This is a genomic window from Streptomyces sp. NPDC051207 (assembly GCF_040682395.1).
Classification (GTDB): Bacteria; Actinomycetota; Actinomycetes; order Streptomycetales; family Streptomycetaceae; genus Streptomyces.
In genome coordinates this window covers 47,461-57,990 of record NZ_JBFBAX010000035.1, presented here as the reverse complement: position 1 = coordinate 57,990, position 10,530 = coordinate 47,461, and the positions used below count along the sequence as shown (strand labels likewise).

Here is a 10,530-nt window from a genome sequence, read left to right as displayed (position 1 = left end):
CCGCTACGAGCGCAAGCCCGAGCACTTCCTCGCCTTCGCTGCCATCTCAGCCACCCTCATATGCCACCGTAGACTCACCAACTGAAATGGCCTCTAAGGCAATGCGACCCGGTGCCGCGGGGACGCCTGGGGTGCCGGGCGACAAGTGAGGCGAAACACGCCCGGCGCACTCAGGTGGAAGGGGCAAGGTGAAGGGTGACCGGCTCACCCGGGCGAAACCCGATGAGCCCGCGCTAACGCTGGTCCGTATTTTTACCTCTGGAGAACGATCAACGCGTTCGCCCTGACTGGCCGGAACTGAGCGCACTCCGGCTCGCATGCTGCGGAATTCGGTAGACGGAGTCGGTAGTGGGAAGGAGAAGGCTGATGATGCACAGTCCTGATTTCGTTCTACCTGCATCTGCGAGGGCCGCGCCGGTATCGGTCGCGTTCGCTGACGCGCCATGAGGGGAGGAAACGTTGTCCGTTTACGATGCGGATTCGCCTTTGACCGGCGTGCTGCGGCAGTGGCCGTTCCCTCTCGCCGCCACCTGTACCTCCGCTCCACTGGGTAGGGTGCGAGAGCGCAGCCTGTCCTGGGCTCGTCAATGTAAGACGGGGCACGCCAGCCTCCTGATCTCCGACCTTCAAGGTGACGGACACTCCCCAGCCGTTTCCTGGTGCTCGGGGTGTCACCCGACAGGGGGGTTTGCAGTGTGGCCGGTCCCTGGCCGGATACGCGGACCATGCCGCAGCTTCCGTTGAGGCGGGAGGCTTTCCTCGCCCGCCGTGCGACCTCCGAGAGCCGTCCGTGAGGGCCGGCCTCAAGGACGACGCACCAGCCGATGGTGGGAGGCAATGATGGAACAACGCTGCACCGGTTTCGTCCAGCACTATGACCGCACAAAGGGCTACGGTTTCCTCGTGCCTCTAGGCGGGACCGAACCTGTGTACTTCGAGCGCGAAGACATCGACCACACCTGCACCGGCCTCTCCCAGGACCAGCAGGTCACCTTCACCCTCACTCTCGGTATCGGGCGCTTTCAGGCCAAGAACATTCGCCCCTGACCTGAGCAACAACAAAGCCTTAAGACGGCTGCTTTCTTTCCTGGTGGACACCCCGCCTTCGGGGCGGTGTTCAGCCGCCGGAGCGCGAAGTCAGACGAACGCCCCGGGCCGACACGCGGGGGAGGGGGAGCAGTGGCCGGGCGTGGCGCGCGGCGTCCCGGGGCCGAAACCGGCCGGGCGCAGACGCAAGGCCCGACCCCGGTCCCGGCTTCCGCCCCACAGGCGATTGTTCAGCCGCAGTCGTTGCGGTTGATTCTCAGGGAGCGGGGTCTGGTGGTTGAGGCTGTAGCTGCGCAGGTAGTGGATGGAGCCGCCGCTGCGGGTGACGCAGACCCAGCGGCCGGCGCGGTGGCGTTTCCCGTAGACGCGGGCGGTGCGGTCGGAGTTGTCGCGGATGGAGCTGCCGCGGTCGCGGATCGCGGCGGGCACCACCCGCACACCCCGTGAAGCCCTCTGGCCTCGTGCCCGCTGCACAGGGCCCAGGCCGTCAAGTTTGCCGCTCCCCGGCGCACTGCGGTTCGGTGTTCTCGTGGTGGGCGGGGCGGCCACTTCTTGGTCGAGACAGAGTGAGCCATCCAGGGCAGGCAGCAGGTCCGCCGCGGTCCGGGGGACGGCGGACACAAGGCGCTGCGGCGCGGCTTCCTGCCGGCCGTTTTCTTCTCGCACATTCTGCCCGGCACGGCCCCGGCGTTTTCACGAGTCAGGTCCGGGTCACCGTCATTCGACGGCGGGCGGGGTGCGCCAAAGGTGGCGCGGTGCGCTGCAGTCCCAACCCGCGTGCCGGAGCAGGGCGGGGGGCAGGTGGCGCAGGCCCCAGGTGACGACGCGGTAGCGCCGGCCCGGAACGCTGACCGTCTTGCCGCGCCGGAGGTCGCGCAGGGCCACGGTGGTGACGCGGTCGCTGTCCAGCCACATCCAGTCCGGCAGGTGGGAGGTCTCCCACTGGGTGCGCGCGAACAGCTCGGTGCGGGTGAACCCGGGCAGCAGCGTCATGATCCGGACGTTGCCGGCGCGCAGCCGGTGGGCGTGGGTCAGGGACTGGCCGAAGGCGTTGAGCCAGGCCTTGCTGGCCGGATAGGTGCTCCCCATGGCGCTGAGCCCCACGGAGCAGAACGACGAGACATTGATGATCTGCCCGCTGCCGCGCCCCAGCATCGCGGGCAGGACGGCGTGGGTGAGCCGCAGCACGGCCCGCACGTTGAGGTCGAGCAGATGCTCCTCCGCCTCCAGCGGATGGTCGGGGAACGGCTCGGCGAGGAGGGTACCGGCGTTGTTGACGAGCAGGTCCGGTGCCTGTGCGCGCAGGTGGTCGGCGACCTCGGCGCTGCCGGCCGGGGAGGCGAGGTCCGCGGCCAGTGGGGTTGTCCGGCCGGTTCCGGTACGGCGCAGATCGGATGCGACGTCTTCGAGCACGCTGCGGGTGCCGGCGACCAGCGTGAGGTCGTAGCCCTCGGCGGCGAGTTGCCGGGCGAAGGCCAGGCCGATACCGGACGTGGCTCCGGTGATGACGGCGTGCGGCATGCGCTGGTCACCGCTCCCGCTGGTGCGGTGTGCCGTGTCCTGCTTCGGGGCCCGGGAGCAGGAGGGCGTCCACGAGAACGAGTTGCACGGTGACGGCGGCGATGGGCAGGCCGTCGATTTCCGCCGTGCAGTGGTAGCCCATGGTGCCCTCGGGACGGGCCGTGAAGGTGACGGTCTGTCCGGCGCAGGCGAACCGGTCGGCGCTGAGGGTGAGCGGACCGGCGAGCCAGTGGGCGTGGGGGTGGCGCTGCGCGATGGCGTGGTCGACGAGGTTGCTCATGGCCGTCGCCGCGATCGCGACCGGCAGCACGGGGTGACCGTCGAAGTGGCCGGGGCACAGGTCCGGTGTGATGAGCAGGCTGCCCCGGGCCTTACCGGTGCGCTCGTCGTAGGCGAGGTCGCGCATGGGCAGCGGCCGGGCGTAGGGCGAGGCGCCGTCCGCCGACGTGGGTGTGGCGGCCGCTGCGGTGCCCTCGTCCTCGAGGAGCCGGGCGAGCAGGCGGTGCGGCAGGACGTCGTAGCCGATGCGCATGTGCGCCAGCACCTGGCCCGAGCCGCTGTCGACGAGCAGGGTGTGCGCCGTCGCGCGGCGGTCCTTCGTCGTCTGCGCGTGTGCCCGGCCGGTGAGCGCGCCCACGGGCGGGGCCAGGGTCGGGGCGGCGACCCACCGCACCTCGGCGGTGCGGGCGAGATAGGCGTGCCGGCCGGGCCGGGGGTTGACGGAGGACGCCGCGCACAGTCCGAGGATGGCCAGGTGGCGGCCGACCTCGCCGATGCCCATGACGGCTGCCTGCCGACCGCGGCCCGATTCCACCGGGACGGTCGCCGTGACCTCCCCCGGCGCGATCTGCCGCAGGTCGCGCAGCGCGAAGTAGGGGGCTGTCACACAGATCCGGCCGGTGACGTCATAGGGAGCGCCCGCGGTGGTGTCGGTGGTGGGCAGGATGTCCTGGCTGAGCATGAACGATCGCTTTCTGGGGTGGCCGGTGGTTCAGGGGGCGCGGAAGGCCAGCACGGCGTTCTGCCCGCCGAAGGCGAAGGAGTTGGAGACGGCGGCGCTCATACCGTGCGGGCGCGGCGTCTTGGTGACGACGTCGAGGTCGATGCGCTCGTCCATCCGGTCGAGGTTGGCCGTGGGCGGAACGAGCTGTTCGCGCAGCGCCAGTACGGTCACCGCCGCCTCGATCGCGCCGGCGGCGCCCACTCCGTGTCCGATGACGCTCTTGGTGGCGGTGACGGGCGGCCGGGACGGGAACATGCGCTGCATCACCAGCGCCTCGGCGAGATCGTTCTTCTGCGTCGAGGTGCCGTGCGCGTTGATGTGCCCGATCTCCTCGGGGCGCAGCCCGGCGTCGGACAGGGCCATCTCGGTAGCCCGCTCCACCCCTTGGCCACTGGGGTCGGGTGCGGTGGGGTGGTGGCCGTCGGCGGTGGCGCCGTAGCCGGAGAGGTATCCGTGGACGCGGGCGCCCCGGGCGCGGGCGTGCGCGGCGCGCTCCATCACCAGGACGGCGGCGCCCTCACCGAGGACGAAGCCGTCGCGGTCCGCGTCGAAGGGGCGGGAGGCGCCGGCGGGGTCGTGGGTGCGCCTGGACAGGACACCCGCCTGGCTGAACCCGGCGCTGGCGATGCGCGAGCAGACGCTTTCGCTGCCGCCGGCGATCACCACGTCGCAGCGGTCCAGGCGCAGCAGGTCGCGTGCCGTTCCCAGGGCCGTCGCGCCGGAGGCGCACGCCGTGGCGGTGACGAAGTTCGGACCCAGTGCCCGCAGGGCCAGGGCGATCTCACCGGCGACCATGTTGGGCACCGAACGCGGGATGGTCAGCGGCGAGATCGCGGTGACCCGGCCCTCCTGGAGCTTGCCGTACTCCTTCTCCAGGCCGACGTTGCCGCCGCTGCCGTTGCCGATGACGACGCCGACGCGGGCGCCGTCCCAGACGGCGGGGTCGAGGCCCGCGTCCCGTACGGCCTCCGTGGCGGCGACCAGGGCCATCTCGGTGAACAGGTCCAGGCGCCAGGTCAGCCGGCGGCCCAGCACCGCTTCGGCGTCGAAGTCGGGCAGCCGGCAGCAGAAGTCCACCGGCAGCCCGTCGAGCACCGCGTGGCGCCGGGCGGTGGGCCGTCCGGCGCACAGCCCCTGCCAGGTCGCCTCGACGCCCAGTCCGGCCGGGGTGAGCAGGCCCAGACCGGTGATCGCCGCATCCATCACACCGCTCCCGCCGCCGCGGACGGGCGCGCGTCCAGCAGCGCCTGGACGTGTCCGGCGAACTGTTCGAGCGTCATGTCCTCGCGCTTGAACTCCTCCAGGTCGAATGTGATCCGGAAGTCCTCCTCCAGGATGACCCCGAGTTCGAGCACGGCCAGCGAGTCGACCTCGAGCTGGGCGAACGTCGCGTCCGGACGGATCAGCGTCTCATCGACGCCCAGGTCCCCGGAAAGCTTGGTGACGAGCATGTCGTAGGTGGCGGTCGTCAAGGAAATGCCTCCCTGAGATCGGTGGACCGGACACGTCGAGGACGCTCCAGATGTCTACCGAGAGTGATATCAGCTGCAGGACCCCGAGACCGCAGGAGACGCAGCCGCGAAGGCCCGGATTTCCACACATGGCCCAAGCGCCCGCCTGTCGGCGCAGCTCGCACGGCGCTCGGGACGCGCGGCGGGCCACAGCGCCGCCGCCGACGCGCCGGGGCTCCGCCTGCGACGGCAGGCGACAGGGCATTACTTACGGTGACCGACGCGGTGGCACGACCTCGTGCCTGAGGCCACTGGCCCGCACGGAAGGGTCGACGTCGCGGCGGCGGGACCCGCCTGGACGGGAGCGTAGGCCACCGACGACAGCCAAGAGGGACCTGCTCAAGGCCGAACTGCTCAGCGCTCCCGTGGTGCTGCTGGTGCTGGTCTTCCGTTCCTTCCTCGACGCGCTCATCCCGCTCACGGTCGCAGCAGCCGTCGCGGCCCTGACGACGTTGGCTCTGCTGCGGCCCCTGGCGGCGTTCATGCCGCTGTCCGTGTTCTCCACCAACCTGACAGCCGCCCTCGGCTTCGGACTCACCGTCGACTACTGCCTGTTCCTCATCACGCGCTACCGGTACGAGATCTCGACGGGCGCGACGGGCGAACAGGCCGTCCGCGCTGCGATGCGTACGGCAGGCCGCGCCGCCGGGCACTCCTCGGTCACCATCGCGGCCACCATGGCCACCCTGCTCTGCTTCCCCGTTCCCGTCCTGCGGTCTATGGCTTGCGCCGGACTCGTCGTGGCACTGTGCGCGACGGCCAGCAGCTGTCTGCTGCTGCGCCCCCTGCCCACCGTGCTGGGACACCGCCTGACCAGCCCTCGCCTGCGCGATCCGTGGCGCGTGGGCCCGTTCTGGCACACCACCGCGGCCCCGGTGACCAAACGGCCCGCCCTGTGGGCCGGCGGCGCGCTGCTGGCGCTGACCGTCCTGCTCCTGCCAGCGTCGCACCTGCGACCGGGACCGCCGACGAGCGCATCCTGCCCTCGTCGGCGCAGGCTCACTCCGTCGCCGACCGCCTGCGCTCCACCGTCCCCGCCTTCCGGGCCCACGACATGAGCGTCTTCATCCCCGGCCGTTCATACGCGGGCGAGCGCACGGCGTGTGAGCGCTACGTCCGGACCTGGTCCCGCGCGCACCCGGAGGCAGCCGTCACGACACCCGGGGCACGCTACCGGGCAGGGCGGGCCCTCGGCCCGGGCGACCCCGCGCTGCACCGCGCAGTCGGCACCTGGCTGCACGTCCAGCTGGCCCACCCACCAGGCACGCGGTCCTCCGACGCCGCGGTCCGGGACGCCCGCGCGCTCGACATGCCCGGCCAGGCGTGGAATCGGAGGGCAGGCCGCGCGATTCTGGACACCCGAAACGCCCTGCGGGCGAACCTGCCGACCTCGCTCGCTGCCATCACCGCCGGACGAGCCTCCTGCTGTTCCTGTCGTTCACCGGAAGCGTCTTCCCGCCCCTCGAAGCGGTGGGGGTCGCCGCGCTCAGCATGTCGGCCTGCTTCGGCGCCGTCACCTGGGCCTTCCAGGACGGCCACCTCGCCGATGCGCTGGGCGGCTTCACCGTCACCGGCGACGTCAACCCCAGCATCCTGCTGCTGTTCTGCGTCGCCTTCGGCCTGTCCATGGACTACGAGACCTACCTGCTGGCCCGCATCCACGAGGAGTACCGGCGCAGCGGCGACAACCACGCGGCCGTCGCCACCGGCATCGCGCACACGGGCCGACTGGTCACCGTCGCCGCCTTCGCCGTCGCCGCGGCGATGGCGGGGCTGGCCACCTCCGGCATCACCTTGCTGAAGATCCTCGGTTTCGGCCTACGGTCGGCGTGCTGATCGACGCGACGCTCGTGCGCACCATCCTGGTGCGGGCCTCCATGTGCCTGCTGGGCAGGGCCAACTGGTGGGCGCCCGCAATGCTGCAACACAACGTGCCGATGGGGACATCCCAGTGGCCGTTCTCTTTCCGAACCTCGTGTGAGGTCTTTGCTGGTCAGGCATGCAGTAGCGGCTTCCTCGGGAGCCTGGGCTTGTTTGCCGGGCGAGATGTCGTGGAGGTGGCGGATGCCGTCGATGCGGGCGGTTCTGGAAACGCGGCGGAGGGCCGCAGCCGCGCAGGTGCAGCCAGCTTGAGGCTGAGCTGGAACGGGTGCGGCTGGCTCTGGCGGATGCGGAAGAGTTGCACCGGCGCCGGGTGATCGGCTCGGTGCAGTATCTGGAGGCGCTGGCCGAGGAGGAGCCACCCGCCGACGTGGTGGATGAAGTTTCACGGAAGAAGCCGGTCGGGCCGCGCCGTGCGGTGCCTCACCGGCGGCACGCGACCGGGGTGAAGGAACTGTCGCCGGACTATCAGGCGTTGACGGCCGCGGCGGCCGATGCGGGAGGCGATGGGCTGGGTGCCCGGCGCGCGGCGGTGGTGCTGGGCTGGGACACCCGGCTCTACGGGAAGGCCACCGCGCAGGCGTGGGACCGGTTGCACTCGCGGCTGACCCGCCGGGGCGCATGGCTCGACCACGACGGACCGAGTTTCGGTTCTGGCACGATTTCCGTGCTGCGGTGACGGTTAGTGATCAGTGGGTGTTTCGAGTGCTTGGAGGATCTGTCGCACTTCCTGGTGCCACTGGTCGGCGTCGGTCCTGTCCACCCAGCCGGCGACCCTTTCTGATCCGTCCCGGAGAACCCGGTCCAGTGCGAGTCTCGCCGACGCGCGAAGGGACGCCGGCAGTGCGGGCAGCGGTGGTCTGGGGCCGTCGTCGGGGTCAATCACGATGGGGCTGTCCGGCAGGGTGCTGGCGACGAGGGCGCCGGCGGCAATGGCCTCGGCCCCGTCTCCGCCATCGAGGCGTTCTGCCGAGTCGGTGACGCGCTGGAATGCCCGCTCCAGCACGTCGATGACCTGCTGGTGGGTGAGTCCCTCAAGTTCATCGACGAAGTCTGCGGCCAGGTCGCTGTCGAACGGGCCGGTTCCCCACGTTCCCATGCATGGCTCCTGATAGGGCTGTCTTGGACGGAGGCATGGTTCCAGGAGCCACTGACATCGGTCACGGTGCGGGGGAGGACCCGCCTGCGGAGCAGTGCGAAGCCGGCGCGTCCGAGCATCTGGCGCTTGAGCATCTTGCTCGGGTTGACGTGTCCCTCGACGACGCCGGAGTTCCAGGGCAGGGTCAGGCCGGCGATGACCGCGTCGCGGTCTCCGTCTATGCCGGCCGTGAGAGTGTGGAGGCTGGGAAGGTCGTCCTGGCGGACGGCGCCGAGCCACTGCGGGAGTCGTTCGCCCTGGCGCTCGGCGAGCATCTGGGCAAGGGATCGGACGTGACCGGTCAGGGCGTCGAGTGCAGGGCAGTTGGCAGGACGGCCTTGAGCCGGAGCTGTTCGATCTCGGTCAGCGTCTGCCAGGCTGAGCGAATCGAAGGCGGTTCAACGTGGTCACACAGCGGTGAGCGCCAGGACGGCCAGGTCGTCGCGCAGGTGCGGGCCCCACCAGGTGTGGGCGTCGTCCATGAGGGCTGCGGCGACATGGTCGGCAGGACGCTCCGTTCCTGTGGGCAGCTGATGCTTGGCGACGATGGCGGCGAGGTCTTCGGGTTCACGCCGGTTGTGGGGGCCCGCTCCTTCGGTGAAGCCATCGGTGTAGAGGATCAGGGTGTCCCCGGGACACAGATCGATTTCTGTCACCGGGTGACGCACGTCGTCGAACGCGCCCAGCAGTGGGCCACGCACGTTCAGGAGCCCGGTGGTGCCATCCGCGTGGCGCAGCACGGGTGGGGGGTGGCCGGCGGCAGCGAGGTGGAGGCGGGCGGGTGTGGGGCCGGGGTCGAGGAGGGCGTAGATGAGCGTGCAGAAGGGGGTGTTCTCGCGTCTGAGGGCGCGGTCGACGAGGGTGAGGACGTGGGCGGGGTCGGGGGTGTGCTGGGCGGCGGTCCACAGGGTGTGGCGGACCAGGCCGGTGATGGCGGCTGCCGTGGGGCCTTTGCCACAGACGTCTCCCAGGACCAGGACGTGGCGGCCGTCGGGGGCGGTGAAGACATCGTAGAAGTCGCCGCCGATCTGCAGGCCACTGCCGAAGGGGCGGTAGCGGGCAGCGACGTCGAAGCCTGGCAACTTGGGCAGGTGCGGAGGTAGCAAGGGCTTTTCCAGGGCGCGGGCGGTGGAGCGCAGATGGTTGAGGAGGCGGTCCTGCTGGATGCCCACGGCAATCTGGTCGGCGATGTTCCCCAGGGCCTCTGCTGTAGTGCCCGGCGCTGTCGGTGAGGTGGCCAAGGAAAGGACGCCTATCAGTTCGCCACCCGAAATCAAGGGGTAACCGATGAACCCGGCTTCCCCGTCACCGAGCGTCCCGAGGCGGCGGCGACGCTGTGCGGCGATGTCGTGAACCTGCGATTGAACGGCGACTACGTGGTCCTGCGGGTCGTCCTGGCCAGCGTCCGCTGCGGCACAGGCCACGTGCTGAAGCCTGCCGCTGGGGGACTCCACGGTCCACACGCAGACGAACATGGCGTGCAGCCGGTTCACGGCGGCTTGCATGCACCGGTGCAGGCGTTCGTCGAGGGAGCCGGGGGCGGTGATGGCGGCGGCGACTTCCGCGCTGAGCAGGGCCTGGTTGGTGCGTTCGGCCAGCATGCGTTCGGCGTGCAGGCGGGCGGTGATGTCCTCGACGAGGAGCAGCGTGCGCTCTCGCCCTTCGGCGTCGAGCACCTGCTGCGGCGCCAGGCGCAGGGCCTGATCGCTGCCGTCGGGGCGCAGGCGTTCGAAGACGGTGTCCGGGGCGACGGGGCGCTGCCGGCTCGGGGCGGAGATGTGGCGCGCCACATCGGCGTGGACACTGGAAGGGAAGAAGGCGGCCAGCGGGCGGCCCAGCGAACCCGAATCGTTCAGGGACAGGATGTCGGCGGCCTTGTGATTCCAGGCGGCCAGCGCACCCGCGTCGTCCAGCATGAGCGCGCCCACCGGCGCCTGGGTGAGGAACTCCCCGAACAGGTGGTCACCGAGCTGCCGGCTGAGTCCTGCGCCCGAGGTGAGCTGGCGTTGGGCTGCGGCCAGCCCCGCGCTGTAGGTACGCCGACGAGCCATGGCCTGGAGCATTTCCCGTGCCAAGTCGGGCAACTGGTCGACCTGGGTGGCCGGCAGTTGCCGCGCCTGATCGGGAGAGAACAGCAGGGGCAGTGTGGCCAGTTTCGCGGCGGTGAGGGGCGTAGCGACAGCGATCACCGTCAGGTCGCCCGGATGCGGGCGCACCGCGTGCACCAGCCCCACCGGCGCTGACAGCTGCCGACCGAGCACCACCAGAGTCGGGTGCCGCTCACCAGGCACACCCCGCGTATAGGAGACGACCTCTTCGGCGGCGACCTCTTGCAGGTCGGCTACAGGGGCGAGCTCTGCCCGCAGAACTCCTGCGATCTCGGGGACCACTCCCACCACCAGTACACGGGGCCGTGGCATGCCGGTCAC

The 10,530-nt window shown here is 70.6% G+C and carries 12 protein-coding genes and 1 pseudogene; 6 read left to right on the top strand and 7 right to left on the bottom strand.

The window, feature by feature from the left end; translation table 11 throughout:
* A pseudogene (locus AB0M97_RS26735) lies at positions 1-85 on the top strand (IS5/IS1182 family transposase); the annotation flags it as partial.
* A gap of 752 nt (positions 86-837) precedes the next feature.
* A complete protein-coding gene (locus AB0M97_RS26730) occupies positions 838-1,047 on the top strand; it encodes a cold shock domain-containing protein (protein ID WP_365963528.1) in 210 nt (69 codons plus the stop codon).
* Between the two features lie 90 nt (positions 1,048-1,137).
* Here AB0M97_RS26730 and AB0M97_RS26725 read toward each other — a convergent pair whose 3' ends face one another.
* The 5 genes from AB0M97_RS26725 to AB0M97_RS26705 form a co-directional block, all read right to left on the bottom strand.
* On the bottom strand, positions 1,138-1,476 hold the full coding sequence (locus AB0M97_RS26725; RefSeq protein WP_365963527.1) for a hypothetical protein: 339 nt from the start codon (positions 1,474-1,476) through the stop codon (positions 1,138-1,140).
* Positions 1,477-1,764: 288 nt separating this feature from the next.
* On the bottom strand, positions 1,765-2,568 hold the full coding sequence (locus tag AB0M97_RS26720; RefSeq protein ID WP_365963526.1) for an SDR family NAD(P)-dependent oxidoreductase: 804 nt from the start codon (positions 2,566-2,568) through the stop codon (positions 1,765-1,767).
* Between the two features lie 7 nt (positions 2,569-2,575).
* Positions 2,576-3,529, bottom strand: coding sequence for a hypothetical protein (locus AB0M97_RS26715; RefSeq protein WP_365963525.1), 954 nt, complete (start codon positions 3,527-3,529; stop codon positions 2,576-2,578).
* A 30-nt stretch (positions 3,530-3,559) separates the two neighbouring features.
* Positions 3,560-4,774: a beta-ketoacyl-[acyl-carrier-protein] synthase family protein gene (locus AB0M97_RS26710; protein ID WP_365963524.1), complete on the bottom strand. Its 1,215-nt coding sequence runs from the start codon at positions 4,772-4,774 to the stop codon at positions 3,560-3,562.
* Complete coding sequence (locus AB0M97_RS26705) at positions 4,774-5,043, bottom strand: acyl carrier protein (RefSeq protein WP_365963523.1); 270 nt, start codon at positions 5,041-5,043, stop codon at positions 4,774-4,776. The genes AB0M97_RS26710 and AB0M97_RS26705 overlap by 1 nt, the downstream gene beginning before the upstream one ends.
* A gap of 50 nt (positions 5,044-5,093) precedes the next feature.
* Between AB0M97_RS26705 and AB0M97_RS26700 the strand changes: the two genes are divergently transcribed.
* The 4 genes from AB0M97_RS26700 (at position 5,094) to AB0M97_RS26685 (ending at position 7,642) form a co-directional block, all read left to right on the top strand.
* On the top strand, positions 5,094-6,140 hold the full coding sequence (locus tag AB0M97_RS26700) for an MMPL family transporter (protein ID WP_365963522.1): 1,047 nt from the start codon (positions 5,094-5,096) through the stop codon (positions 6,138-6,140).
* Between the two features lie 265 nt (positions 6,141-6,405).
* Positions 6,406-6,918 (top strand): MMPL family transporter, encoded by a 513-nt coding sequence (locus AB0M97_RS26695; protein WP_365963521.1) that lies wholly within the window; start codon positions 6,406-6,408, stop codon positions 6,916-6,918.
* The gene (locus AB0M97_RS26690) at positions 6,912-7,280 is read left to right on the top strand and encodes a hypothetical protein (RefSeq protein WP_365963520.1); all 369 of its coding nucleotides are present in this window, start codon (positions 6,912-6,914) and stop codon (positions 7,278-7,280) included. The genes AB0M97_RS26695 and AB0M97_RS26690 overlap by 7 nt, the downstream gene beginning before the upstream one ends.
* Positions 7,232-7,642: a hypothetical protein gene (locus tag AB0M97_RS26685; protein ID WP_365963519.1), complete on the top strand. Its 411-nt coding sequence runs from the start codon at positions 7,232-7,234 to the stop codon at positions 7,640-7,642. Before AB0M97_RS26690 ends, AB0M97_RS26685 begins: the two co-directional genes overlap by 49 nt.
* Before the next feature lie 3 nt (positions 7,643-7,645).
* Here AB0M97_RS26685 and AB0M97_RS26680 read toward each other — a convergent pair whose 3' ends face one another.
* Together AB0M97_RS26680 and AB0M97_RS26675 are read right to left on the bottom strand one after the other, a co-directional pair.
* The gene (locus AB0M97_RS26680) at positions 7,646-8,062 is read right to left on the bottom strand and encodes a DUF4259 domain-containing protein (RefSeq protein WP_365963518.1); all 417 of its coding nucleotides are present in this window, start codon (positions 8,060-8,062) and stop codon (positions 7,646-7,648) included.
* A 446-nt stretch (positions 8,063-8,508) separates the two neighbouring features.
* Positions 8,509-10,491 (bottom strand): SpoIIE family protein phosphatase, encoded by a 1,983-nt coding sequence (locus tag AB0M97_RS26675; RefSeq protein WP_365963517.1) that lies wholly within the window; start codon positions 10,489-10,491, stop codon positions 8,509-8,511.
* Between the last annotated feature and the right edge of the window lie 39 nt (positions 10,492-10,530).

What these genes read in the sequence shown, in the direction of transcription:
- AB0M97_RS26700 (WP_365963522.1), top strand. Translation starts at nt 5,094, where the DNA reads ATGTCTACCGAGAGTGATATCAGCTGCAGGACCCCGAGACCGCAGGAG.
- AB0M97_RS26710 (WP_365963524.1), bottom strand. Translation starts at nt 4,774, where the DNA reads ATGGATGCGGCGATCACCGGTCTGGGCCTGCTCACCCCGGCCGGACTG.
- AB0M97_RS26720 (WP_365963526.1), bottom strand. Translation starts at nt 2,568, where the DNA reads ATGCCGCACGCCGTCATCACCGGAGCCACGTCCGGTATCGGCCTGGCC.
- AB0M97_RS26730 (WP_365963528.1), top strand. Translation starts at nt 838, where the DNA reads ATGATGGAACAACGCTGCACCGGTTTCGTCCAGCACTATGACCGCACA.
- AB0M97_RS26680 (WP_365963518.1), bottom strand. Translation starts at nt 8,062, where the DNA reads ATGGGAACGTGGGGAACCGGCCCGTTCGACAGCGACCTGGCCGCAGAC.
- AB0M97_RS26715 (WP_365963525.1), bottom strand. Translation starts at nt 3,529, where the DNA reads ATGCTCAGCCAGGACATCCTGCCCACCACCGACACCACCGCGGGCGCT.